We start from the raw sequence: 24,146 nt of genomic DNA on the forward strand, positions 1-24,146 counted from the left end.
CCCAGACTCCGCGAGGAAGGCGACCATGGCGGAGACCCCGGCCCGACCCAGCTCGTTGATCAACACCGTGTACGGCGCGTTCGTGCGCGATCTGGGCGGGTGGATCTCGATCGCCGACCTGATCGTGCTGATGGGCGAACTGGGCGTGGACGCGCCGGCGGTGCGGTCGGCGATCTCGCGACTGAAGAAGCGCGGCACGCTCACCCAGGAGCGGCGGGACGGCACCGGGTATCGGCTCAGTCCGGCGATGGAGTCGATCTTCGACGAGGGCGATCGGCGGATCTTCGGCAATCTGGAGCCGGCGCGGCTTGCGGACGGGTGGGTGCTGGCGATCTTCTCGGTGCCCGAGTCCGAGCGCGCGCATCGGCACCAACTGCGTTCGCGGTTGACCTGGCTGGGGTTCGGCAATGTGTCGCCGGGGGTGTGGATCGCGCCGGCGCGGCTGTTGGAGGACGCTCGGCGCACGCTCGTTCGGGTCGAACTGGCGGACTATGTACACCTGTTCACCGGGGATGCGGCGTTCGCGGAGCTGGGCGCGACGGTCGGGGACTGGTGGGACTTCGAGGCGATCGAGGAGCAGTACGCGCTGTTCACCGATGCGTATGGGCCGGTGGCGGCGGAGCTTGGGGCGCGGCCGGTGGTGGAGGCGGTCGACGCGTTTCGCACGTACGTGCCGATGTTGACGCAGTGGCGGCGGTTGCCGTACTTGGATCCGGGGCTGCCTGCGGAGTTGTTGCCGGCGGATTGGAACGCGGTGGGGGCTCGGCGGGTGTTTTTGGCCCTGCACTCGCTCCTTGCGGAGGGGGCGAAGGGGTTCGTTCGGGAGGTTGCGGGGTTGGCCTCGAGCGCGGGCCGGGGCTGAACTCGCCTCATGCGCCGGCGGGGCTGTTTCGCCTCAAGCGCCGGCCGGGCTGGGTTCGCCTCAAGCGCCGGCGGGGCTGTTTCGCCTCAAGCGCCGGCGGGGCTGGGTGGCCTCATGCGCCGGCCGGGCTGGGTTCGCCTCAAGCGCCGGCGAGGCTGATTCGCCTCAAGCGCCGGCGGGGCTGGGTGGCCTCATGCGCCGGCCGGGCTGGGTTCGCCTCAAACGCCGGCGGGGCTGATTCGCCTCATGCGCCGGCCGGGCTGGGTTCGCCTCAAACGCCGGCGGGGCTGAGTGGCCTCAAGCGCCGGCCGGGCTGGGTTCGCCTCAAACGCCGGCGGGGCTGATTCGCCTCATGCGCCGGCGAGGCTGTTTCGCCTCATGCGCCGGCGGGGCTGAGTGGCCTCAAGTGCCGGCCGGGCTGGATTGGGCCCGGCCGGCGTTGGGTGTTGGGGTGGTCTTGGGTGTCGGCCGGGCTGAGGGGGGCGGCGTCGGTTGGGGGTGGGGTGGGTCAGGGGAGGGTTTTGGTGAGCCAGCGGAAGACGTCGGGGACCATTCGGCGCCAGACGTCGGTGCCGTGGCCGCCGCCGGAGATTTCGGCGAGGGTTATCGCGGTGGGGGGCTTGGCCGCTGCCTTGAGGGCTTGGGCGTCGCCGTAGCCGTCGCCCTTTTCGCCGGCGAGGTAGAGGGAGGTCTTGGGCGGCTGGGGGGCGTTCTTGAGGATGGTGAGGGGGTTGGCGGAGACGCGCAGGGCCGGGTCCTTCGAGGTGACCGAGTCGGCTTCGCCCTTGGGGTCGTTGTAGCCGGACAGGCTCACGCCCGCGCCGTAGCGGTCGGGGTGCAGCAGGGCCATCCGGACCGCGCAGTGGCCGCCGGCGGAGTAGCCCGCGATGGCCCAGTGCTTGGGGTCGGACTCGGCGCGGAAGTTGTCGATCACCATGCGCCGTACGTCGCCGGAGATCCAGGTGTCCGCGTTGGCCTTGCCCGGCACGTCCGCGCAGCCGGTGTCCTCGTTGCCCGCGAGCAGCTTGGTCCGCGGCGAGACCAGGATGAACGGCGCCACCTCGCCCTTGGTCATCAGGCTCTTGAGCTGGCTGTTGACGTCCAGCGTGCCGAACCAGGCCTTGGCCGAACCCGGGTAGCCGGGCAGCAGTTCGACCACGGGGAACTTCTTGTCCGCGAACGCCGGGTCCTTGTACTGCGGCGGCAGCCACACGTAGACCTCGGCCTCGACGGCCGACTGCGGGCCCTTGAGCGTGGTCTGCTGGACGCCGTCGCCCATCTTGCCGTCCGACGCGGGCTCGAACTTGCTGGTCAGCTTGTGTTCGGGCGCCGGCGGCGGCGCCGGCTCGCGGGCCTCGGTCACGTGGCTGCCACCGGTGCCCAGGAAGTCGTCCCAGGTGTCGTAGAGGCTGTTCGCGTTGTTGACCATCACGAAGACCATCAGGATGGCCGTGGCCTGGCAGGTGACCAGCATGAACAGCCGGGCGACGGCTCTGACCGGCTTCGGTCCGGGAATGCGGTTCCAGGCGACCATGGCCAGTGCGAGCGCCGCGATGGCGAGCACGATGGTCGTTATATAGAAGGGAGTACCGGTCAGGCTCACTGTGGTCTTCCAGGGGGATTCAGCGACGGTCCGGACACGGTCAGTCGGCGGTGGGCGGGGACATGTGCCGGCCGAGCCAGCCGAGCAGGTCCGGGAGCATCTTCTTGAAATGCGACGTGAGGTGCCTGCCGGCGGGTTGCTCGTAGTACTCGATGCGTACCGGCGGCGCGGCCTTCGCGACGAACGCCTTGACCAGCCGCACCTCGGCCGCATCCCCGCCGCCCGCGGTCGCGAGCACGTCGATGTCGGCCTTGCCCGCCGCGATCAGCTTCTCCGGGCTGTTGGCCAGCCGTTCGGCCTCGTAGCCCTTCCACAGTGGGGAGTCCGGGTTGAAGTAGCCGTCGATCGGCACCGCGACCTTGAACCGATCCGGGTGCTGCAGGGCGAGCTTGACGCTGCAGAACGCGCCGGTGGACGCGCCCATCACGCCCCAACCGGCGGGATCACGCAGCGTGCGGAAGTTGGCCTTGACCAGGTCGGGGATGTCCTGCGACATCCAGGTGCCCATCTTGGGCTGCCCCGGGATGTCACTGCATTCGAGGCTGCGCTTCTCGTCCTTCTCCAGGTTCTGCACCGGCATCACCATGATGAACGGATGGCTGGTGCCGGCCCGGGACTGGCGGACGGCCTCCTGCTGGATCGGCAACTGGTTGTCGGTCCAGGTGTTGTAGCCGTTGCTCTGGCCGCCGGCGTAGAGCGTGAGCACCGGGAAGCCGTGCTTCGCGAACGCCGGGTCGTTGTACTCCGGGGGCAGCCACACCCACACCTTGCCGGTGACACCCGACTTGGGACCGGTGTACGAGGTCATCAGGATCGGCCCGACCGAGGTGGTCGTGGCGGTCGTGAAGTTCGTGGCGGGGCCGGTCGGCGCGACCACCTTGCTCGGCGCGGTGGGCTTGGCGGGTGGGCTCGCCGCGGTGCCGGAGTGTGTCGGCGCCGCCGTGGACTTGGCGTTTTCGGCCGTCGTATCGCCCGGCGAGCCACACGCGGCTGCGGTCACCGCGACGAGTACGGCACCGAGCAGCGCCGTCGCTCGACGGCGGCGTGCGGAAAGGGGGTTCAAGGGAAGAGCTCCGGCAGGCGTCAGGGGGTGCTGTTGACAAAAACGACCTTAACCGGACATCGAAACGGTCACTCGACGGCTCTGTAACAGCCGTCCATCGATCGGCGGGACGAAAACAGCGTTTTCGTGATTTTACCGTGACCGGGTCACCCCTTCGGTCGAGCCACGAGTGACATTCGGCGGCGGCGAGGGTACCGGCGAGAACGCCGTCGGCCGAAGACAGGAGTCGCCCCTTGTCCCTCACCGCACCCGTTCCGCGGCCCCCCTCTCCCGAGTCGAGTCCGGGTTCGAGGTCGGGGCCGATTCCGCGTACGCACGGACTTCGTGCGACGGTCGTGGTGGCCGTCGTGATGATGTTCGTGATCGCGATTCCCTATCTGCTCAACCGCTCCCTCGTCGGTGCCGCGCCGGTGCGCGCCGGCCAGGTGGTCACGCTGGGCACCTTCCGCTACCGGCCGGCGCCCGACTGGCAGATCGATCGGGGCGCCTCGCAGCGCGATCTGGTCAGTGTGTTGGTCAAGGGCGCGACCACCTATCGGCTGACGCCGCTGGGTCGGCAGTCGTCGGCGGTGGGCGCGTTCAAGGCGGCGGTGCGTCGTTACGAGGCGACCGGGCACGGGCGGATCGGTGGCGATCCGGCCTCGGTGAGCACCGCGCGCGGGCTGACCGGGCTGGTCGCGCCGATCAGCGGAAACACCGTGGCCGGCACGCTCACCGTGCTGGTCGCCGGCGGCCAGGGCCTGGGGATCTCGCTCACCGCCCGGCACACCGCGCCGCTCACCGCGGAGATCGCCGACGACGTGGTGACCATGCTGGACTCGGTGGAGGTGGTCGACTCGTGAGCGTCGCTCCGCTGACCGATCGCCGGGGCCGTCGAGACGCGGGCAGCATCGTGCAGCCCACGCGCGCGGCCTTTTGGCTGTACCCGATCGTGCTCGGGCTCGGCGCCGCGAGCGTGGTGCCCAACTTCATCCGGCTGTCCTCGGCCGCGCCCTCCGGCGCGATCGTCCTGAGCGTGGTGGTCCACACGTTGTGGCTGATCCCGGCGCTCGCGGTGACCACCCACCTGGACCTGTTCGAGCGCGAGCCGCCGGCGTTCTGCGTGGCCGCGGTGCTCTGGGGCGGCGTGGTGGCGACCGGTTTCGCGCTTGTGGCCAACGACAACGTGCTCAGCTATCTGGCCAAGCTGGACCCGAAGTTCGCCACCGACTGGGGCGCCTCGATCTCGGCGCCGGTGGTCGAGGAGACGCTCAAGCTGCTCGGCGTGGTGGTGCTGATCCTGATCAACCGCCGGGTCTTCGAGAGTGTGCTCGACGGATTCGTCTTCGGTGCGCTGGTCGGTCTCGGATTCCAGGTGGTCGAGAACATCATGTACGCGCTGAACGCCGCGATCCAGGCGGGCGAGACCTGGACCGGCGGGATCATGGCCAGCTTCTTCGTGCGTGCCGTCGTCAACGGGTTGTGGAGCCACGCGGCGTTCACCGCGATGACCGGCGCGGGCGCGGCGTACGTGCTGGTCGGCGTGCGGCGGCCGCTCGCGGTTCGGCTCGCGGCGGCCGGCGCGCTGTACACGGTGGCGTGGGGCCTGCACTTCGTGAACAACTCGCCGCTGCCGGAGATCGTGCTGGGGCGCACCGACTGGTACCTGACCATCGTGCAGATCGTGCTCAACGGGCTGGTCGTGCTCGCCGTCGCGAGCTTCGTCTACCGGTGCGCGGCCCGGCAGGAGTATCGCTGGTTCGCGCAGGCGGTCGGCGACGAGCCGGAGCTGTTGCCGCTGCGCGAACTCGCCGCGCTCGCCTCGAACAAGACCCGCAAGATGGCGGTGGAGGCGGCCCGGCGCGAACACGGCCGCAAGGCGGCCTGGGCGCAGAGCCGATTGCAGCGCGCCCAGTTGGGCTATGGCGTCGCGCTGGCCCGCTCCGCCGATCCGGCCACCGACCCCGGGGTGGCCCGCTGGCACCGCCGGATCGACCGGGCGCGGGCCCAGGTGCGGGCCGCCGACACGGAACCGCCCGAGTCGCCGGGCGCGCCGACGCAGCACGCGAGGGTGCGTTCCGAGTTGCCGGAAGTGCCGTAGTCGCCGGTCGTGGGCGGCCTCGACGGGCCTGGGCGGGGAGGCGGCCGGTCCGGTCGGCTCCGGGGCGGCGCCGGCGCGGCGGCCCGGAGTCGATCCGGATGCGGTCGGTCAGCGACAGGTGCGCGAGTCCGGCGCGGTACGCCGGTTCGCCTGTCGGGGCCATTCGGTGTCCTGCGCCCACGCGCTCTCTTCGAGATCGGTGAGCCGGTCCTGGCGCAGCAGGTCCCTGGGTGCGGTGCTGAGGTCACGACGACCGAGCGAACGCGCCACCAGGAGCACGGTCAGGCCGAGCAGACACACGGACACGGCGAGCACGACGAGTCCATCCACGGTGCTCCTCCCTACCTATGCCTATCTATAGGGCAGTTGCCCCTCCATCGTCGCGTGCGAAGCCGACATTGTGAACCCGAGCCGGATGAACACCGGGCGACATGTCGGGTCGCGTCGTCACCGGGCATCCGGGGACTCGGTGTCGGCCATGATCCGGCGTTGTCGCTCGGTTCCCGTATCGAAGAACGCGTCCAGGTACTCGGTTGGTTCCAGGGGACTGTCCCGGGCCAGCGAGAAGACCTCCATGCCGTGTCCGACCTGCGCGTCGAACAGCCGGAACGCCTGTGCGAGACCCAGGTATTCGGCGTCGTTCACATCGCGGGCGTATTCGAGCGCGTCGGCCTCGGCCAGTGCGATGGCCTCGGCGAGGCTGCCGGCGTGCCACAACGTGATGCGTTCCTCGTAGATGTCCGGCTGATGATGGAACAGGCAGCGGACGGAGTGCCAGGCGGGATCCTCGGTGTGTGTCGGGGTGTCAGACGATTCGGTCACGCGGCCGAGTGTGCCGGCGCCCGGTCACGGGTTCGGCACGGTTGCCCTTCGGGAGCGGTACGCCGGCGCTCGCGCCGGTGTGGGCCCATCACGCGTTCGCGCCGCACGCCCTCGGACACCCCGCCCGCCGTCCACGTCCTCGGGGCGAAATGAATTGGGCGGGCGCCGACGGCCCGGTGACAATGGCCGGGTGAGCGCACCGATCGAGGCGATGGACCGCAATCTCGCCGAGCACGCCTGTCACCTGCATCGGGTGACCCCCGGGATGCGGGTATACGAGGACGATCACGTGCTCGTCGCGGACAGCGGCCTGACGCACGACACGTACAACATCGTCGCGGGCGCGCGGCTGACCGAACGCACGGTGGGGCCGGCCGTCGAGCGCACGGTGCACCGGGTCGCGGCGACCGGGCGGCCGTTCTCGTGGTGGGTCACCCAGGGGTCGCGGCCGACGGATCTGGCCGAGCGCCTGGTGGCGTACGGCCTGCCGGTCGCCGAGCAGGAGGTGGCGATGTGGACGCGGTGGAGTCGGAGCACCGGTGCCGAGATCGTGCCGCCGGACGGGTTCCGGATCGAGCGGGTGCGCACGCGCGCCGGGCTGCTCGACTTCGCCGAGGTGCTCGCCGCGCTCTGGACACCGTCCGCGCGGGACGTCGTACGGTTCGCCGAACTGACCGCACAGGCCGCGCTCGAATCCGCCGCGCGCTACCTGGTGGGATATGCGCACGGGCGGCCGGTGGCCACCGCCGAGGTGTTCCTGCACGCCGGCGTCGCGGGTGTGTACAACATCGCGACGCTCGCCGCGCATCGCCGGCGCGGGTACGGCGCGGCCCTGACCCGGGCCGCGTTGGACGCGGCGGTCGACGAGGGCCATCCCGTCGCGGTGTTGCAGGCCTCGGCGGTGGGTGAGCCCGTGTACCGGAAGCTGGGCTTCGAGGTACTCGGGCCGGTCACCGAGCATGCGATCGCGCGTTCCGACGGCGGGTCGAACGCGGGGGTCGGGCAGGCTACTTGAGCAGCTCCGGGTGCAGCGCCTCGACCATCCGGCGCATGCCGTCCCGCCAGTTCACGGTGGTGCGGCCGGTGATCGCGTGCATCCGGGTCAGGTCCAGCGTGACCGAGTCGATGGTTGCGTCGGTGGGGTTGAACTCGGGTGTGACGCCGGTGAGTTCGGCCAGGTAGCCGCACCACTCCTCGATGCTCACCGGGTCGCTGCCACCCCAGTTGACAGTGCACACCTCGGGCGTGGCCGCCGCGAGCAGCGCGGGGAGCGTGCCGGCGATGTCGTCCACGTGGATCGGGTGGTAGATGCTCGGCGCGTTGGTGTGCACGTCGATCGGGGCGTCGCCGAGCATCATCTCCAGGTGGATCCCGGGCCAGCCGCCGTTGTCGCCGTACGGGACCGACAGGCGCGCGATCGTGGTCGGCAGCGCGAAGCGGCGCGCACCCCAGCGGGCGGCGCCCTCGGCCGCGATCTTGCAGATGCTGTACGTCTCCAGGAACGACCACACGCCATGGTTGTCGCCCAGTGACGCGCTCTCGGCGAGCTCCTTGTGGCCGGCGGGCTGGTACACGGCCGTGGAGGAGCAGTGCAGGAACGCGCGGGCGGCCTGGTGGTGTTCCATCAGGGACAGGACGCCGCCGGCGTTGGCGTCCAGGTCGATGTTCCAGTCGCCGTTCTTGGCGACGGCGAAGTTGATCACGTAGTCGGCGTCGGCGGGAAGTGCCGCGACGTCGCCGGCGGCGAGGTCGATCTTGACGCAGGTGACGCCTGCGGCCTCCAGGCGGGCTCGGGCCTCGTCGTCCTGGAAGCGGGCCGCGCCGTATACGTCGTTGTCGCGGGCGAGGATCTTGGCGACCGGTTCGGCGACTTGGCCGGTGGCTCCGGTGACGACGATTTTGGCGCCGGTCAGGGGCGGTGTCATGGGTCCTCCGTGCAGTTCGCTGCGCTTTGCTTGTGGGATGGGTTCGGTGGCGTTCGGGTTTTTGTCCTCAGGCGCCGGACGGGCTGGATTGGCCTGGGTCGGTTGTCCTCAAACGCCGGACGGGCTGTGGGGGGGTGGGTGGGTCGGGGTGTCCTGCGGACGGCCTGTCCTCAAGCGCCGGACGGGCTGGAGGGGTTGGGGGGCGGGTGGTTCGGTGGGCGTTTGGGGTGTCCTGCGGGGGCTTGTCCTCAAGCGCTGGGCGGGCTGGAGGGGTTGGGAGGTTGGGGGGCGGGTGGTTCGGTGGGCGTTTGGGGTGTCCTGTGGACGGCCTGTCCTCGAGTGCCGGGCGGGCTGGTTTCGGGGGTGGCTTGCTCTCAAGCGGCGGATGGGCTGGAGGGGGTTGAGGGTTGGGTTGGATTGCGGGTGTGTGGGGGTGTTCCTTGGGCGGGTGTTTTCGGGTGTTGGGTCGGCTGGTGGGTTGGGGTGTGGGCGCACGTTAGTGGAGGTTGGGGTTGGGGGGAAGGGGAGCGCGGAGGGGGTTTGTCGGGTGGGGGCGGGGATGGAACGGGAGGTGGTGGTTGGGCGTCTCGGGGGGTGGGGGGAGCTGCGGTTGGGGGCGCTTGTGGGGTTGATGGGGAGTTGTCGGTTGTGCGGGGCGTCGGTGGCCGATGCGTGGCATGGGTATTGCGAGGGGGTGTTGTGCGGGGCGGATCTGGCCGGGCAGCGGGTGGGGGATTCGGGGCTTGCGGTGCAGGTCGGGTTCGAGCGGGCGCGGGTGGCTGCGGTGCTCGGGGAGGTGGTCGAGGGGCGGCTGGTGGTGCGTAATCGTGGGGGCGCGGCGGAGTGGTTTCGGGGGCGGGTGTTCGACCCGGAGCGGGTCGTGGTGGTGGAGCCGGAGCCTGGTGTGCCGATCGGGCCGGGGGCGCAGGTGGTGTGGACGGTGCGCTACCGGGTGCCGTGCGAGGTGGGGGCGGGGTTGCTGTATCACGCGGCGGTGCGGGCCGAGGCGGTGCGGGATCGGCGGGTGGGGGCGGCGGCGGTGCTCGACGTGCGGATTCGGGGTGGTACGGACCGGGTCGATCGGACCGATGGGATTGACCGGGGCGGTCGGACCGACGGGGCTGGTCGGGTCGAACGGACCGATGGGGCTGGTCGGGGAGTTGACCGGGTCGACGTCAGAGGGTCCAGTCGGGGGCGTGTCGGGCCACCAGGTGTTGCCATGCGGGTACGCCGCCCTTGAGGGGCCAGGCTCGGGTCAGGCCGTAGCCGGCGCGGAGGCGGAAGAGGTCTCGGGCGAGTTGCCGGCCGGCGTCGCGTACCGCGTTGCTCGCGGAGACCTCGGGGACATCGGCGATCGCGGCCATGCGGCGCTCGTAGCCGTCCACCGGACCGGCCACGTACACGTCGTGTTCCGTCGGGCGGGAGAGCACCAACAGCGGTGGTACCCGGCCCTCGGCGAGCGACGCGGCCAGGCGGTCGTGGCCGTCCAGGACCAGGTGCGTCTGGAGCATGCTGACCCACCACACCAGGACCGGTGGCAGCGAGCCGTCCCGGACCTGCTTGCGATACGCCTTGACCCGCCCGTCCTCGGCCGACGCGAGCGGGTGCAGTGGCAGGATCTCCCAGTAGTGGTAGGTGTGCGCGTTGAAGTCGATGTGCCCCTCGGGCCACGAAGGCAGGGTCGGCGCGGCGAACTCCGGGAAGCGCAGCCGGGTGCGATCGATGTCCCGCGACAACACCCACGTGCCGCCGTACAGCGGCCCGTTCCGGCTCAGCTCGTCCGCCATGCGGTGAGCCCAACGGGGGTACCAGGCCGGGTCGTTCACCGTACCCACGGCGCGTGCCTCGGCGGCCCGCAGCGGGGCGAGCGGGGAGCGGTACGGGGTGGGGCAGCGGTAGTCCACGCCGTACCACTCGGGGTCGACCTCGGCGAGGAGCAGTGGGGCCGGTGTCGGTAGCGGCGAGGGTGCGTACGCTTCGGGGCCGCTTTCGGCGGAGGTGTCGATCAGTACGAATCTGCGGTTGTGCGCCGCCAGCAGGCGCAGCGACGGTCGCGCCGACTCCGGGACGTCCAGGCGCAACGCGTCCCAGTCACCGCCCGGCCGGGTGAGATTCGTGCGATCCATCCGGTGATCCTAGAGCCGCAGGGCGATCAGGCCGGCAACATGTCCGGAATGAAGGCATCGCTGTGGTTCACCTGGACCCTGTCGGGTTCCGGTTGGGCCGACTGCACCATCGCCGACCATTCGGGCGAGGCGCAGTTGCTCGTCTCCTACATCACCTACGCGCCCGAGGAACTGATCGGCGCGGTCACCCGGCTCGCGCTCGGCGAGGCGGGTGACCACAAGGTGATGTTCGAGGCCGAGCCGAACGGCTATCTGTGGCACCTGAGTCCGGACGGCGACGCGGTGGACATCCGGATCGTCGAATACGCCGACGCGTCCGTGCGCACTCGGCCCGGCGACGTGTTGTGGGAGGCGCGCCACCCGATCGAGATGCTCGCGCGCAGCGTGCTGCGCGGGTTCGACCGGGTGGACGGCGACCTGGGCGAGGACGGTTGGTACGCCGACTGGCGGCGGCCGTTCCCGCGCCGCGAGTTGGAAGCGCTGCGGATGGCGTGGCGCAAGCTGGGGATGTGAGCGGGCGCGGGTGTGCGTCGGCTCCGGACCGGAACGGCAACTGCCGTGCTCGGAGCGCCACTTCGGGATCGGCCGACCGTGCCGCGAACTGCCCGGGCGACCTTCGGGGATGGACGACGCACCCTGGGGCCATCGGGGTGTCCGGGAGATCGATTTTCGGCGTGCCGGGGTGTCGGGCGGGTCCGTGGTGCGACGCTTGGAGGCATGACGGCACCTCGTGATCCATCCACTCCGGACGTGACCATCCATACCGGCGGCGCCCTGTGGCCCACGCCGGGGCAGTTGCGGGCCGAACTGCCGGACGGGGCAAGGGAGGAGTTCGAGGACGAGTACGGCCGGGCGCTGGACTACGCGCGCGACGCGGGGGATCTGGCCCAGCTCGCGAACGTGCTGATCCCGTGGCAGCGGCGGCTCGTGCACCACCGCAACGGGGACTACGAGGCCGTGTTGGAACGGGCCCGACGGATTCGGGACGGCGACCTGTCGGGGGTCGTCCCGACGCCGCGCACGGACCGGTTGTTCCGGGCGCACCGGTGAACTATGGGGTCGAGTATCACGTCGAGGCCGAGGCGATCCGGCGCACCCTGCCGGCCGCCGCCCGCCGCGCCTGGGCCGAACTGGAGCGACGACTGCGCAACGACCCGTGGAATGCCGGCGCGCGGATGAGCGGCGGTCTCAAGGACACCCTGGAGGCGGCGTTCGCGGCGCACGGCTTCGCGACGTACATCGTGCAGGAGAACCGGGTGATGGTGAGCGTGATCAACCTGGTGTGGATCGGCTGAGCGCGGTGCGGGGTTCGCGGCGACCCGGGTGGGTTCGGCTCAGTCGGTGGTGAGAGTGAAGTGGTGGGTGGGGAAGGTCAGCGGGATGTCGGCCGGGCCGCTGGGGCAGACCGCGTGCAGGGTGCCGGTCGGGGTCAGGTCGAGCGTGCCGGCACGGAAGGATCGGGGCACCTGGAACGCGAGTTCGACCGAGGCGAGATAGGGATTCGGCTGCGGGGAGGCGTTCAGGACCGGGACGCGGCGGCCGTCCGGGAGGCGGAGCACCACCTCGTCGGCGAGCTTTTGGCCGTAACCGAAGGTGCAGTCCGCCGGGCCCGAGCCGGTGGAGTCGGCGGCCGGGGGGCGTAGTCGGGCGTACAGGCCGATCAGTACGAACCGCGCACCCTGCGGGGCGGTGCCGACCTGCGGCAGCTGATCGGTGACCCTGGGCGGTTCGGGCTTGGTGCCGACCCCCACGGCCAACTCCAGGGCGAGCGGCCGGCCCTGCCACGAGGTGGTGGCCGAGACGACACCGTCGGAATAGCCGGTGATCCGGCGATCCGGGGCCGCGGCCGCGGTGTCGCCGCAGGCCGCGCAGCAGGCGGCGGCGAGCAGGGCGAGGACGATCGGCGGTACCGCGCCGCGCCGCACGGACACGCTTCGCCGTGGCCTGGGCACGTACTCGCCTCCTTGCTCCCGGTTGCCGCGTCCATGCAATCAGGGGTTCGGTCGGGGGGACACCTTTGCGCGCGGATCGGCGGGAAGTCCCTCACCACCGACGAGGCCGGCCGGGCGTACCGACCAATCCTGCCCGGTCCGGCTGTGGGCGGGGCGTCGGGACGGTGGATTCCGGGTGTCATATCGTCTGGAAATCGTCGGCCACAGCGCCGCCGGAACGGGAACGGGAGAACGAACGATGACGGAGCACGACGTGTTGGCCCAACGGTTCGAGGAGAACCGGAGCCACCTGCGGGCGGTGGCGTACCGCATGCTCGGCTCGTTCAGCGAGGCCGAGGACGCGGTACAGGAGACCTGGTTGCGGCTGGACCGCTCCGACATCGGCGATGTGCACAACCTCGGCGGCTGGTTGACCACCGTGGTCGGCCGGGTGTGTCTGGACATGCTGCGCTCGCGCAAGTCCCGGCGCGAGGACATGTGGGACACCCACGTACCGGACCCGATCGTCTCCCGGGCGGAGGGAGCCGACCCCGAGGAACTCGCGGTACTGGCCGACTCGGTCGGGCTGGCGATGCTGGTCGTGCTGGACACGCTCCCGCCCGCCGAACGATTGGCCTTCGTCCTGCACGACATGTTCGCGATGCCGTTCGACGACATCGCACCGATCGTGGACAAGTCGACCGCGGCGACCCGGCAACTCGCCAGTCGGGCCCGGCGCAAGGTCCAGGGGGCCGCACCCGAGCCGGACCTGCCTCGGCAGCGCCGGATGGTGGACGCCTTCCTCGCCGCCTCCCGGGGCGGCGACTTCCAGGCCCTGCTGGACCTGCTGGACCCCGACGTCCTGCTCCGCGCCGACACCGGTGGCGGCCCGATCGGTGTGTCGCAACTGGTCCGCGGCGCCCGTGCGGTGGTCGAGCAGGCGCTGAGCTTCGCCCGCTTCGCGCAGTACGCCCGGCCGGTGTTGATCAACGGGGCGCCGGGCCTGTTGAACGCGCCGGGGGGCCACCCGTTCGGGGTGATGGACTTCACCATCGTGGGCGACCGGATCGTCGAGATCAACATCCTGGCCGACCCCACCCGCCTGGCCCGGCCCGAGATCCAGGAGCTGGCGGGGCCGCGCGGTCCGGTCGACCCGGAGCTGGGCGGGCTGCTGGGGCTGCCCACGGACTGAACCGTCCGGGCGCCGTCGACGGCCCGACTCCGTTGTGGGTCGGGTCAGTTCGACGGCCCTGCGGTGTTCCCGTCGTTCGCGGTGCCCGGGGTGATCAGACCGCTCTCGTAGGCGAACACCACCGCCTGGGCGCGGTCGCGCAGGTCGAGCCTGCCCAGGATGTGGCTCACATGGGTCTTCACCGTCTGCTCGGCGAGCACGAGATGGGCGGCGATCTCACTGTTGGAGCGGCCCTGGGCGATCAACCCGAGCACCTCGGTCTCGCGCGGGGTGAGGGCGCCCAGGCGGGTCGAATTCGCCCGGGTGATCGGCCGGTTGCGGGCGAAGTCGGCGATCAGCCGACGGGTGATCGAGGGCGCGAGCAACGCGTCGCCGGCCGCGACGATCCGGACCGCGGCGATCAGGTCGGCCGGCGAGGCGTCCTTGAGCAGGAAGCCGCTCGCCCCCGCGCGCAGCGCCTCGTAGACGTAGTCGTCGATGTCGAACGTGGTCAGCATCAACACCTTCGGCGCCGGGGCCGACCCGCCCGGTCCGCCGAGCAGTTCGCGGGTCGCGGCCAGCCCGTCCAGGATCGGCATCCGGACGTCCATCAGGACCACGTCGGGCCGGGCCACCCGGGTCAGCCGCACGGCCTCGCGGCCGTCGGCCGCCTCGCCGACCACTTCCAGGTCCGGTTGGGCGGCGAGCAGCGCGGCGAAGCCGGCGCGGATCATCGCCTGGTCGTCGGCGATCACTACGGTGGTCATGCCGCTCCGGGGGTGGTCGGGGCCGGCGTGGTGTCGGCCGGCGGTAGGGGAAGCATGGCAGCGACCAGGAAGCCACCGTCGGGCAGCGCCTCGGTGTGCAACTCGCCGGCCAGCATCGCGACCCGCTCGCGCATGCCGATCAGACCGTGGCCGGTGCCGGCCGCCGCGGCGGACGTTTGCAGGTGCGGCTCGACGGGGCGGCCGAGAGCCTTTGCGGCCCCCGGAGTTCCCGAAGCCCCCGCGGGTTCGGCCGCTTCGGGCGCGGAGTTCACGACGGTGATTCGCAGCGCCGAGGCGTCCCCGGTCACGTGGACGCGTACCGTGGCGCCCCGGGCGTGCCGGACCACGTTGCTCAGCGACTCCTGGACCAGCCGGTACGCGGACAGTTGTACGCCCACCGGGACCCGGTCGGGTGCGGGCACGGTGTCTGCGACGGACAGGTGCGCGTCGAGGCCGGCCCGGTGCGCGGTCTCGATCAGGACCGGCAGCTCGGCCAGGCCCGGTTGCGGGCTGTGCTCGGTGTCGGCGTCCGTGTCCCGGCGCAGCACGTGCAGCAGCCGGCGCATCTCGGTGAGCGAACGGCGCGCCTCGGCCGCGATCGAGGCGAACTCGTCGACGGCGGCGGGCGGCAGGTCGGCGATCCGATAGGGCGCGCTGTCCGCCTGCACGGTGATCACCGACATGTGGTGGGCCACCACGTCGTGCAACTCGCGGGCGATCCTGGTGCGTTCCTCCAGGAGGGTACGCCGGGCGTGCTCGGCCTGGCTGATCTCCTCGACCACGACCAGTCGGCGCTGGGCGGCGCTTCGGCCGCCGATCGCCTCGGCGGTGAGCGGGGCCAGCGCGGACAGGATCGTCACCGGCAGCAGCGCGTCCAATTGCACCGGGCCGCGCGACAACACCAGGGCCGTACCGGCCGCGATCAGGATCAGCCACAACGCGACCGACACGCGCCGCGGCGCCCGCAGCGCGATCACCGACAGCACCACGACCAGGGACCACACCGAGGTGACCGCCCACGGCCAGGGCTCGGAGTCGGACACCGGATGGGTCGGCAGCGCCGTCGCGATCGCCGCGGCCAGCGCCAACCACCAGGCGGCCAACGGGCGATACCGGCACAGCAGGATCGGGGCAGCGCGGGCGATGGCGGCGATCGTCGCGCCGGCGCCGGATACGTCGTAGTGCTGGTACAGGTCGAGCCACCCGGCCACCGCGCCCGCCAACGCGAGCACGAACAATACCCGGGTGCTGCGGCGGCCGGGCGGCAGCGCGGCCACCGAGCCCGGCGACACCGTCTCGCGCAGCGTGGCCACCAGGGTCGACGGTCGAACGATCTTCACGGTTGGTGATGGTATGCCCGAGTGGGCCGGTCGGTCGGACTCGGCGACGGCGGTGTGCACGGCGACCTCCGGTTCAGGCCGGCGAGGCGAACGTGCGGCGGGCGAGCCCGGCCTGCACGTCGGTGAGCGCCTTGATCAGACACAGGCACACCGCGAGGAAGGCGAGCCCGCCGATCGCGTGCACGGCCCAGACCCCGGCCAGGGTCGGCCCGCCCCACGCGTGGTGATAGTCGGTGTCGCCGTACCAGATCGGGTAGGTCAGGTTGCGCAGCGTGTTGCCGTACGCGTAGCCGGCCAGGATCAGCGTCGGGATGCCCAGTGCGGCGTCCGGCAGGCTGTGGCCGAGCACCCGCAGCGCACCCGGGCCGGCCCCGGCGGTCGCGTCGGCCGGCCCCGAATCCAGAAAGCGCCGGGCCGCCGTGAGTCGCAGTCGGGCCGCGCGGGAGGACCGACCGGTGAGCACCAGGCCGATGCTCAGCAGGCCCAGCGGCAGCGCGATCAGTGCGTACACCGAGCGGCGGGCGGCCTCGCGCGGCGAACTCGGCACGCATCGGCGCAGTGCGCGAGGGACGCGACCGGCATGAGAGCGAGTGGGGGTGGGGCGGGCGGCGGTGAGCGTCATGGCGAGGTCCTTGGGGTGTGCCCCCGAGTACGCGGCGCGGGTTGTTCGGTACTCGGGTGTGGTGCTCGGCGCCGGGGACGGCGTCGTGTTTCCCAAGGTAGGAGGCGGGACGGCGGTGGACATCACACCGCGGCGCCAACCCCGAAGTGATACCGGGGTAGGGGGTCGGCGTGCCGGAACGACGAGGCCGCCGGGTCGCGGACGACCCGGCGGCCTCGGCCGATGCGGGAATTCGGGGCCTCGGGACGGTGGCCGAGGTCCGCCGGTCAGGACGAGGGCGTGTGCGCCTCGGCGTCCTTCTTGGCGTAGTGCTCGCGTTCGCGTCGGTCCGCGCGCAGGATGCCGCGGATCACGAAGGTGAAGCCGACCGCGACCACGAGGAAAGGGGTGAGTTCGGCGAAGGCGCCGAGGGCGTTCAACACGATGACTCCCAAAGGTGGTGCAGCCGTACGACCGTGCCACCGGCCGAACCGGTCGCACGAACCGCAGACGGCCCGCTCCGCCGTTCGTCCTCCGAGCGGCGCCACCACAGTACCGCCCACGCCGATGGCGACCGCCGGCGACCACGGGTCGGCGGCGCCGGTGCTTGACTGGCGCCCATGTCCCTGGATCTGATCGTCGTCTATACGTCCCGACTCGGCGCGTGCTGTGACTTCTACGGGTCGCTCGGTCTCGACCTGGTCCGGGAACGCCACGGGACCGGTCCCGAGCACTACGCGGCGACGCTCGCCGACGGCGTCGTGGTGGAGCTGTATCCGGCGCGGCCCGATCGGCTCACCGGCTATCTGCGGCTCGGCCTGACCCTGGAGACCTCGCCGCTCGGGCCGGGCCGGCACCGGTCGACCGACCCGGACGGGCGGCACGTGGAGGTCGTGGTGCGGGCCGGGTGATCGGTCGGCGAAGCGCAGCACCGACCGCGGTCGGTGCTGCGCGGGCGGTCGGCGCGGTCAGCGCGGGCCGCCGGCGGCTTCGGCGAAGCGGCGGAGGTCCTCGACGTGGGCGCCCCAGCCGTCGCGGTGGGCGGCGGCCAGGTTCGGGCCGTCCGGGAGGCGGTTCCAGCCGGTCTCGCGGACCCGGAGCTGGGTGCCGGGGCGGGCCCGGGTCAGCTCGATGGTCACCGTCGTGGACGCCGCCCAGTCGTCGTCGGCCCAGGTGAACCGCAACATCCGACACGGGTCGAGCGCCTCGACGCGGCCGGTGGTCAGGCGGGCCTCGCCGTTCGCCCCGCTCCAGCGCTCGGACAGCCGACCGTGCACCCGCGCGTCCAGATCCAGGTAGCTCCACCACGACGCGCGCGTGTCCGCGTCCACGAGGGCGCGCCAGACCGCCTCGGCAGGCGCGGCGATCACGACACTGACCTCGACGAGCGGTTCACGGACCATGCATCAACGGTAGATCTCGCGAACGCCCACGTCAGCCCGCCAACGGTTCGCGAAAGGTCCGCTGAAGGTCAAGTTTGCGCCGTCGGTGCGCCGTGCGCGCCGCCGCGGCCGGAAAGTGCCGTCGGAGTGTGGACAGTGCCGAACCCCGAGGGGATCTTTTGTCGGCAATTGAACTCCTTTGCCGGAAATAAGAGATCGGCTCGGTGCGTCTGCCGGTGGTCGCCCGCCCCGCCCACCGGCGATTCGTCGATTGGCGATCACCGGGGATGGGGAACGCACAGCCACAGGTGCGTACTCCGCATCGCCGGCCATCGGGAGGAATCCGCCCATGCCCCACCCGCCGATCGCAGCTCTGCGAAGCGCGTTCACCGCGTCCGCCAAACCGGGCAGCCAGGACTGGCCCACACTCGCCGACTTCACCGCCTTCGCCGCCGCCGGCCGCGCCTGTGGCCGAGCCCCGCTGATCGGGCTGCCCGGCTGGACCTGCGACGACGCCGCACGCGTGTTGGCGCTGGCCGAACTGGCCGACCGCACGCCCGAGGGCGACCTGTCCGCCCACCTGCGCACCCTGTACTGGCGCGGCGACGCGCACGAACGCCGGGCCGTGCTGCGCGCGTTGCCCTACCTCGCGGTGACCCGACAGGATCCGGCACTGGCCACCGCCCTGGTCGAGGACGCCCTGCGCACCGGCGACCCCCACCTGATCGCCGCCGCCCACTTCGCCGCAGCCGTCCCCCCGACCGACCCGACCAGGGCCTGACCGAACACGCTCGACACCGTTCCGACCACCGACGTCGGCCACCCCCCACCCACCCATGGGTGGCCGACCCGGCCCGATCCCAGGCCGCCCGGTGGCCCTCTCGTCCGGGCTCAGGCGGTGAGTTCGTCCAGCGCCGTCGTCCACGACGCGCACAGCGACTCGGCGAACTCCGAGGGCAGGCCGGTGTCGGCCACGGCACTCACGTACAGGCTGTCCTCGAAGGTGGCCAGGAACATCCCGAACGGCATACCTCGGGGCAGGCCGCCGAAGGGGACCGCGCCGATCAACGGCGACCCGCGGAACGCGTACGGCCGGCGCAACCAGCGGTGGATCGGCCCCGCCGCCAGATCCACCTGCCACGGCGAGGTCGCCGCCCGCAACCGCCAACGTGCGCCGGCAGCCGGGCGCGCCGCCCGGATCGCCTCCGTGACCAGGGTCAGCCGTCGGGCCGGATCCGCCTGGTCGCACGGCAGCCGCACCCGCGCGGGGCGGGCATGGGCTCCCGGCTCCGGGTGGTGCGAATCGCCGCAGGAAGTCGGCACCAGGGCCCAGACCGGTCGCGGCCCGCGCCGCCACGGGACGCCCGCGTCGTCCCGCAGCGCGCCCGCGAGCGCGGTCAGGAACAACTCGTCCGGGTCGGCCCACGCCGCACGCAGCCGCCTGGCGTCCAGCGCCAACCAGGCCAGCCGCCGCGTGCCGGTCAGGCCCCGCGTCGCGAACGGCCGGCCGGCCGGCGGCACCGGAGGTCGCACCCGGGCCCGCACCCCGGGATCACCGACCGCCGGCCGGTGCGTCGGCGCGGCGTCGATCGGCTCCACGCCGAACAGCCGCCGACCCACCTCGACCACCGACGCGCCGTCCAGCAGCGCGGGGTGCGCCTTGACGATCACCGCCCATTCGTCGCGCGCGTGGCCGTGCACCAGGCGGGCCTCCCACAACGGCCGGTCCCGCGGCAGCCGAGCCGCCAACGCGTCGTCCACGGCCGCGTCGAGCCGCCCCGGCCCGGCCGCCTGCGCGTGTACGTGCCGGGCCGGATCCAGCGGGCCGCGTCGGCGATAGCCGCCGTCCGTGCGGTACGCCAGCGTGGGCACCCGCCACAACCGTGCCGCCACCGCCTCGCGCAGATCCTCGACGGTCGGCGCGAGCCCGCGAAAGCGCAGCACGCAACCGAGTTCGACCGAACCGACCCGATCCTGCCGACCTTGCTCCGGGTGCGGGAGCGCGCCGCCCCGCCGGCCGCTGTGACCGGGCCGAACGCAGTCCACCAGGTAGTCGCGATCGACCCCGACGGCCGAACGCGGCTCGCCCAGCAGCGCCCGTACGCCCGAGTCGTCATAGCTGCGACGGTGCGTCAGATACGGCGTGAACGCCGCGTGCGCCTCCGCGAGCCGCTCCACGCCGGTCGGCCGGGTGGGCGGTTCGGCGACGAACCGCAGCCGGACCGGCAGGAATTCGGCCAACACCTCGCGAACGACCTCGATCGGCACGTCCTGCGGATGCCGCACATGGTAGACGTCCACACCGCCGGACCCGGCGACGTCGGCCAGCCTGGTCATCACCCGCGCGGCCTCGTGCACCGGCACGAAGTTGAGCCGGCCCTCCGGCGCCGAGGTCAGTCGCAACACCGGCCGCAGCCGCCGCGGCAACCGCGCCGCCCAGCCCAGCGCCGCACAACCGCCGGTCGCCTCGGCGCGTTCGACCAGGTAGCGCAGGGCATTTCCCGGCACGCCCGGCCGATCGGAGACCAGCGTGGTCGGCCGCAGGATCATCGCCGCCCGACCCGATCGGGCCGCCCAGTCCCGGACCAGCACCTCGGCCTCGTACCTGGACCGTTCGTAGTCGTTCTCGAAACCACCCGCGTCGTCGCGCAGTTCCTCCTTCACCGTGCCCTCGCGCCGGGCACCGGCCACATACGCGGTGCTGATGTGCAACACACGCGGCCGGCGTCGGCCGATCTCGGCCAACTCCAGCAGATGCCGGGTGCCTTCGACGTTGACCGCACGCAACTCGGCCGCGCCGGCGTCGACCCGGCGATCACCGGCGCAGTGCCAGATCGCGTCGAGCGAGTCGGCCAGCGTGGCGAAGTCCGCCCGGGGCAGGCCCAGCCGAGGCAGCGTCAGATCGGTCTCGACGATCCGCAGCCGCTCGGGGAGCCGCCGCACCAACTCGTCGGGAGCGGCGATGACTTCCAGAAAGGCCCGAATCCGGTCGAGCGCGCCGCGGGAGCCGGCATGGGACAACACGGTGATCGTGCGGTGTCGGTCGAGCAATTCGCGGAGCAGATGGAGGCCGAGAAATCCGGTGGCTCCGGTGATGGCGACGCGCATGGATCAGCAAGCTCCTTGCAGTTTCTTCCAGATGGCCGGACGGGGCGTCATGTCGACCGGGTCGATACGCGGCGAGTCGGGCCGATGGCGCGCTGCGCCGGGGCATGCGTGGTCGAGGTCTTCCCTGGGACGAGTGGGTTTCGTCAGGACGCTAGTCGCCGAACGGTCGGCACCCGGACGGTATTGGGCCAACCGATGTCGGCGTCACCCGATCGGGTTCGCGATCGAGGGCGAGCGCAGGCCGGCTCGCGGCCGGCCAAGGTGGTGACCGGGAACCAACGATTGTGCCTCGGCCGGCCGGCCGATACCCCCGAAAGAAGCTTTCTTGACTGTTTTCGCTCGGTGGCGGCACCCGGGGGGTCTACGGTCTGGAGCGGGACGAGCGCCCGGGTCTGCCCGAGCGCGCCAGGACCAGGGGGCATGCGTAGATGGACACTTCCCAGGCCGGGGCCACCGTGGCCGCGGTGGGATCGATGGCGTACGGAAGCCACTGCTGCTTCGTGTCGGCGGACGACGAGATCGTTCGGCTCGCGGTGCACAGCTATGTTCGGGACGGTTTGTCCGCCGACGATCGGGTGCTGTGTCTGCTCGGTCGGCGCGACCGGACCTGGCTGATGAGTACGCTGTCCGAAGGGCCCGCGTGGCCGGCCGAACGCGAGGCGGACGGCTCGCTCGTGGTCGTCGATGTCGGCCGAACGCCGCTGTGGGAAGGCGAGTTCTCGCCCGAGGGGATGGCCGAGACGTTCTTCGCGGCGGTGGACCAGGCACTCGCGGACGGCTTTCGGGGCCTGCGGGTCTGCGGTGACATGACATGGGGCCGGGCGGGCGGTGTCGCGTACGACGACCTGCACGAGTTCGAACGGCTCGCGGGACTGGGTCTGCCCGGCCGCCGGGCGATGGGCTTTTGCCTCTACGACCCGCGCGAGTTCAGCTCCGTCCAGGTCGACGCCCAGGAACGACTGCACCCGATCGTCGCGGGCACCGGGCACGCTCGGCCGCCCAGCCTCCAGGTCACCGACACCACCCTGGGCCTGCGGCTGATCGGCGAGGCCGACGTGGCCACCCACGCCCTGTTGGAGGAGGCGCTGCGTCGGGCGGCCCTCGCGCAGTCGGGACACGACCTGGTGGTCGACCTGTCCGCGCTGGAGTTCGCCGACCTGGGCGCGATGGAATCCCTGTACCGGACCGCGGGCGCGCTGGCCCCGCACCGGCGGCTGGTGCTGCGTGCCGCCGGGCCGGCCGTACGCAAGGTGCTCGACCTGCTCGGCTGGAGCGGCGCGGGTGGCTTGATCGTGGACGGGGACCGTCCGTCCGGGGAGCGGAGTGGGGGAACGCAGTGACCGGCCCGAAGCACGATCGCGCCCGAGCCCGTACCGGTGGCGGCCCGGTGGAGGTGTTGCCGTTCGGTGCTTCGGACCTGTGCCTGGTGCGCGCGGTGGTGCGCCGGCACGCCGACGCGGTCGGCCTGGCCGACGACCGGCCCGACTGTCTGGTCCTGGCGGTGCACGAGATCGCCGCGTGCGCGGTCACCGCCGGCTCGAAGCCGGCCCTGCTGCGCTGCGTGCCGCGCACCGGGCGGGTGGTGTGTGAGATCCACGCGAGTAGTGACGAGCACAACGGCTGCCGACGGCGAACCTTCCCGCGGCTGACCGACAAACACGAGACACCCGGCCGCGGCCTGTGGATCGCCCGGGCGTTGTGCGACGAGGTCGAGGTGGCCGAGTGCGCGGAGGGCGTGGTGGTCCGGATGACGATGCACCTGGCCGCCCCGGACCCCGCGCCCCGGCTGCCGCAGGACGAACAGACCTGCGGCAACGCCGAGGCGGGGGCGGAACGCCCCTGACGGCGGCCGGCATCGCAGCGCCGGACGCCCGGGTGTGACACCGTCGGGCGGATGACGAATCAAGGGGAGATCGCCCGGGCCGTGGTCTCGGGCGCGGCGGCCACGCCCGGTCCGGAGCGTACGGCGATCTTCGAGGCGGTGCGCGCCGATCGGGACGGACCGGTGACCCGGCTGCTGCTCGAACTCACCGACGCCGAAGCGCTCCGGACGCGCGTGGCTGCGATCGAACTGCTCTGTGAACTGGCCGAGTTCGGGCAGACCTGGCCGGTCGTCGGCGAGCACGCCGAGGCGTACCTGGTGGATCGGGAGCCGAGTGTGCGGGTCGCGGCGGCGACGTTGTTCGTGGCGACGCGGGATGCCGAGACGGTGTCCGCGCGGTTGCCCGACCTGGCCGATCCGGATGTGCGACTGGCCGCCGTGACGGCCCTGCACGCGCGGGCCGGCACCTTCGACGAAACGTTCACGAGGCTGCTGGAGGACGGCGATCCGGCGGTGCGCGTGGTGGCGGCGCTGGGGATGTTGCCCGTGGAGGGCCTGCCGTGGGCGTGGCTCCAGGCGCTGAACGAGGCGATCTCGGCCGATCTGCCGGCGGCCGTGCGCCGGGGTGGGCCCGGCGCCCGCAACTGGGGTTCGGCCTGGGCGTGGCGGCTGGCCCGCCACGATCACGAGGACGAGTGCCAGGAGATCGTGCGGCGGTTGCTCGCCGACGAGGACCCGCACGTGCGCCGGGTCGGCCTGGACATGGCGTCGGCGGCGATCCGGTTGTGGCGGACCGCACCGGTCGAACTGCTGCCCGCGCTGGCCGAGGTCGCGGCCGGTACCGACCCGGAGCTGCGCGCGGAGACCCTGCGCGTGTTGCGGTTGTCGGACGAACTGTGGCGGGCGGCGGTCGACCTGTGGGCGGCGGAAGGGGGCGGGCCGGTGCCGACGGGCGAACCGGCTGCGCCGGCACCGATCGAGGCCGTGCCGGACCTGGACGCGGTCTTCGCCGCGCGCCGGCCGCCCGGCGGGCGCACCGAGGTGGACGCGTGGTTGGCGGAGCAGCCGATCGAGGCGGTGACGCATCGGCGTCGCGTGGGGCGGGCGCTGGTCGGGCTGATGGCGTGTGGTGGGTTGACGGAGCGGCAGGGTCGGCAGGCGATGGCGCTGTTCGAGCACGAAACGGTGCTCAAGTACGAGTTGGCGGGGGTCGTTTGGCGTCATCGGGGTGCCCTGGACGCCGGGATCGGCGACCGGCTCGTCGCCGAGTTGTCCGCTGTCGCCGGAGATCGGTACGTGGGGGAACACGCGCTGCCGGTGCTTGCGGACATGGGCCGGCGGGCGGTCGGCGCGTTGCCGCGGCTGACCGCGCTGATCGAGGATCGGCGTCGACTTCCGGTGAACGACAGCACGGCCGAGGCGGAGATCCGATTCGACGAAACCCGGCGAGCCCAACTGGTCGTTGTCCGTGATCGTATCGTCGCCGACATCCCGTAGGGTCCTTCCGGACGCACGCGCGTTCGGACATCCGTACGAAGTCGGA

The 24,146-nt window shown here is 72.0% G+C and carries 26 protein-coding genes; 13 read left to right on the forward strand and 13 right to left on the reverse strand.

Annotated elements, in window-relative coordinates; all coding sequences use genetic code 11:
• The first annotated feature begins 25 nt into the window (after window positions 1-25).
• The gene (locus tag ABZ374_RS36405; RefSeq protein ID WP_360319613.1) at window positions 26-862 is read left to right on the forward strand and encodes a PaaX family transcriptional regulator C-terminal domain-containing protein; all 837 of its coding nucleotides are present in this window, start codon (window positions 26-28) and stop codon (window positions 860-862) included.
• Between the two features lie 508 nt (window positions 863-1,370).
• On the opposite strand, the gene ABZ374_RS36410 is transcribed toward ABZ374_RS36405, so the two are convergent.
• Together ABZ374_RS36410 and ABZ374_RS36415 are read right to left on the reverse strand one after the other, a co-directional pair.
• Window positions 1,371-2,465 (reverse strand): alpha/beta hydrolase-fold protein, encoded by a 1,095-nt coding sequence (locus ABZ374_RS36410; RefSeq protein ID WP_360319615.1) that lies wholly within the window; start codon window positions 2,463-2,465, stop codon window positions 1,371-1,373.
• 40 nt (window positions 2,466-2,505) lie between these two features.
• Complete coding sequence (locus ABZ374_RS36415; protein ID WP_360319617.1) at window positions 2,506-3,528, reverse strand: alpha/beta hydrolase-fold protein; 1,023 nt, start codon at window positions 3,526-3,528, stop codon at window positions 2,506-2,508.
• Window positions 3,529-3,875: 347 nt separating this feature from the next.
• Between ABZ374_RS36415 and ABZ374_RS36420 the strand changes: the two genes are divergently transcribed.
• Both ABZ374_RS36420 and ABZ374_RS36425 read left to right on the forward strand, forming a co-directional pair.
• On the forward strand, window positions 3,876-4,370 hold the full coding sequence (locus tag ABZ374_RS36420; protein WP_360319619.1) for a hypothetical protein: 495 nt from the start codon (window positions 3,876-3,878) through the stop codon (window positions 4,368-4,370).
• On the forward strand, window positions 4,367-5,608 hold the full coding sequence (locus ABZ374_RS36425; RefSeq protein WP_360319621.1) for a PrsW family intramembrane metalloprotease: 1,242 nt from the start codon (window positions 4,367-4,369) through the stop codon (window positions 5,606-5,608). Before ABZ374_RS36420 ends, ABZ374_RS36425 begins: the two co-directional genes overlap by 4 nt.
• Before the next feature lie 108 nt (window positions 5,609-5,716).
• Here the strand turns inward: ABZ374_RS36425 and ABZ374_RS36430 are convergent, their stop codons facing one another.
• Together ABZ374_RS36430 and ABZ374_RS36435 are read right to left on the reverse strand one after the other, a co-directional pair.
• A complete protein-coding gene (locus ABZ374_RS36430) occupies window positions 5,717-5,938 on the reverse strand; it encodes a hypothetical protein (protein WP_360319623.1) in 222 nt (73 codons plus the stop codon).
• Window positions 5,939-6,055: 117 nt separating this feature from the next.
• A complete protein-coding gene (locus ABZ374_RS36435; RefSeq protein WP_360319625.1) occupies window positions 6,056-6,430 on the reverse strand; it encodes a hypothetical protein in 375 nt (124 codons plus the stop codon).
• A 211-nt stretch (window positions 6,431-6,641) separates the two neighbouring features.
• On the opposite strand from ABZ374_RS36435, the gene ABZ374_RS36440 reads away from it, so the two are divergent.
• A complete protein-coding gene (locus tag ABZ374_RS36440) occupies window positions 6,642-7,445 on the forward strand; it encodes a GNAT family N-acetyltransferase (protein ID WP_360319715.1) in 804 nt (267 codons plus the stop codon).
• Here the strand turns inward: ABZ374_RS36440 and ABZ374_RS36445 are convergent.
• Together ABZ374_RS36445 and ABZ374_RS36450 are read right to left on the reverse strand one after the other, a co-directional pair.
• Complete coding sequence (locus ABZ374_RS36445) at window positions 7,438-8,355, reverse strand: NAD(P)-dependent oxidoreductase (RefSeq protein WP_360319627.1); 918 nt, start codon at window positions 8,353-8,355, stop codon at window positions 7,438-7,440. The two genes, ABZ374_RS36440 and ABZ374_RS36445, sit on opposite strands and share 8 nt — an antisense overlap.
• A 1,175-nt stretch (window positions 8,356-9,530) precedes the next feature.
• Window positions 9,531-10,481: a hypothetical protein gene (locus tag ABZ374_RS36450; RefSeq protein WP_360319629.1), complete on the reverse strand. Its 951-nt coding sequence runs from the start codon at window positions 10,479-10,481 to the stop codon at window positions 9,531-9,533.
• 3 nt (window positions 10,482-10,484) lie between these two features.
• Between ABZ374_RS36450 and ABZ374_RS36455 the strand changes: the two genes are divergently transcribed.
• The 3 genes from ABZ374_RS36455 (at window position 10,485) to ABZ374_RS36465 (ending at window position 11,776) form a co-directional block, all read left to right on the forward strand.
• Complete coding sequence (locus tag ABZ374_RS36455) at window positions 10,485-10,994, forward strand: hypothetical protein (RefSeq protein WP_360319631.1); 510 nt, start codon at window positions 10,485-10,487, stop codon at window positions 10,992-10,994.
• Window positions 10,995-11,231: 237 nt separating this feature from the next.
• Window positions 11,232-11,531 carry a DUF6247 family protein gene (locus ABZ374_RS36460; protein ID WP_360319633.1) on the forward strand — a complete coding sequence of 100 codons (300 nt, stop codon included), beginning with the start codon at window positions 11,232-11,234 and terminating at the stop codon, window positions 11,529-11,531.
• Entirely contained in the window at window positions 11,528-11,776 is a 249-nt protein-coding gene (locus ABZ374_RS36465; RefSeq protein WP_360319635.1) for a hypothetical protein, read from the forward strand. Before ABZ374_RS36460 ends, ABZ374_RS36465 begins: the two co-directional genes overlap by 4 nt.
• A gap of 39 nt (window positions 11,777-11,815) precedes the next feature.
• On the opposite strand, the gene ABZ374_RS36470 is transcribed toward ABZ374_RS36465, so the two are convergent.
• A complete protein-coding gene (locus ABZ374_RS36470) occupies window positions 11,816-12,433 on the reverse strand; it encodes a hypothetical protein (protein WP_360319637.1) in 618 nt (205 codons plus the stop codon).
• A gap of 238 nt (window positions 12,434-12,671) precedes the next feature.
• On the opposite strand from ABZ374_RS36470, the gene ABZ374_RS36475 reads away from it, so the two are divergent.
• Window positions 12,672-13,604, forward strand: a complete 933-nt coding sequence (locus ABZ374_RS36475; protein ID WP_360319639.1) for a sigma-70 family RNA polymerase sigma factor — start codon at window positions 12,672-12,674, stop codon at window positions 13,602-13,604.
• 44 nt (window positions 13,605-13,648) lie between these two features.
• Here ABZ374_RS36475 and ABZ374_RS36480 read toward each other — a convergent pair whose 3' ends face one another.
• The 4 genes from ABZ374_RS36480 to ABZ374_RS36495 form a co-directional block, all read right to left on the reverse strand.
• On the reverse strand, window positions 13,649-14,350 hold the full coding sequence (locus tag ABZ374_RS36480) for a response regulator transcription factor (protein WP_360319641.1): 702 nt from the start codon (window positions 14,348-14,350) through the stop codon (window positions 13,649-13,651).
• Window positions 14,347-15,690, reverse strand: a complete 1,344-nt coding sequence (locus ABZ374_RS36485) for a histidine kinase (RefSeq protein ID WP_360319643.1) — start codon at window positions 15,688-15,690, stop codon at window positions 14,347-14,349. Before ABZ374_RS36485 ends, ABZ374_RS36480 begins: the two co-directional genes overlap by 4 nt.
• A gap of 73 nt (window positions 15,691-15,763) precedes the next feature.
• A complete protein-coding gene (locus tag ABZ374_RS36490; RefSeq protein WP_360319645.1) occupies window positions 15,764-16,312 on the reverse strand; it encodes a hypothetical protein in 549 nt (182 codons plus the stop codon).
• Between the two features lie 266 nt (window positions 16,313-16,578).
• Entirely contained in the window at window positions 16,579-16,734 is a 156-nt protein-coding gene (locus ABZ374_RS36495) for a hypothetical protein (protein WP_360319647.1), read from the reverse strand.
• A 177-nt stretch (window positions 16,735-16,911) separates the two neighbouring features.
• Between ABZ374_RS36495 and ABZ374_RS36500 the strand changes: the two genes are divergently transcribed.
• Entirely contained in the window at window positions 16,912-17,202 is a 291-nt protein-coding gene (locus tag ABZ374_RS36500) for a VOC family protein (protein ID WP_360319649.1), read from the forward strand.
• Window positions 17,203-17,259: 57 nt separating this feature from the next.
• Here ABZ374_RS36500 and ABZ374_RS36505 read toward each other — a convergent pair whose 3' ends face one another.
• Window positions 17,260-17,694 carry an SRPBCC domain-containing protein gene (locus tag ABZ374_RS36505; protein ID WP_360319651.1) on the reverse strand — a complete coding sequence of 145 codons (435 nt, stop codon included), beginning with the start codon at window positions 17,692-17,694 and terminating at the stop codon, window positions 17,260-17,262.
• Window positions 17,695-18,022: 328 nt separating this feature from the next.
• Between ABZ374_RS36505 and ABZ374_RS36510 the strand changes: the two genes are divergently transcribed.
• Complete coding sequence (locus tag ABZ374_RS36510; RefSeq protein WP_360319653.1) at window positions 18,023-18,454, forward strand: EboA domain-containing protein; 432 nt, start codon at window positions 18,023-18,025, stop codon at window positions 18,452-18,454.
• A 110-nt stretch (window positions 18,455-18,564) separates the two neighbouring features.
• On the opposite strand, the gene ABZ374_RS36515 is transcribed toward ABZ374_RS36510, so the two are convergent.
• On the reverse strand, window positions 18,565-20,781 hold the full coding sequence (locus ABZ374_RS36515) for an SDR family oxidoreductase (protein WP_360319655.1): 2,217 nt from the start codon (window positions 20,779-20,781) through the stop codon (window positions 18,565-18,567).
• A gap of 428 nt (window positions 20,782-21,209) precedes the next feature.
• On the opposite strand from ABZ374_RS36515, the gene ABZ374_RS36520 reads away from it, so the two are divergent.
• Genes ABZ374_RS36520 through ABZ374_RS36530 form a run of 3 tightly spaced genes read left to right on the forward strand, consistent with a single transcriptional unit; the run spans window position 21,210 to window position 24,100 of the window.
• Window positions 21,210-22,121, forward strand: coding sequence for an MEDS domain-containing protein (locus tag ABZ374_RS36520; protein ID WP_360319657.1), 912 nt, complete (start codon window positions 21,210-21,212; stop codon window positions 22,119-22,121).
• Window positions 22,118-22,624, forward strand: coding sequence for an ATP-binding protein (locus ABZ374_RS36525; protein WP_360319659.1), 507 nt, complete (start codon window positions 22,118-22,120; stop codon window positions 22,622-22,624). Before ABZ374_RS36520 ends, ABZ374_RS36525 begins: the two co-directional genes overlap by 4 nt.
• A gap of 51 nt (window positions 22,625-22,675) precedes the next feature.
• The gene (locus ABZ374_RS36530; protein WP_360319661.1) at window positions 22,676-24,100 is read left to right on the forward strand and encodes a hypothetical protein; all 1,425 of its coding nucleotides are present in this window, start codon (window positions 22,676-22,678) and stop codon (window positions 24,098-24,100) included.
• Window positions 24,101-24,146: the final 46 nt, after the last annotated feature.

The organism is Embleya sp. NPDC005971, from assembly GCF_040629175.1.
Classification (GTDB): Bacteria; Actinomycetota; Actinomycetes; order Streptomycetales; family Streptomycetaceae; genus Embleya.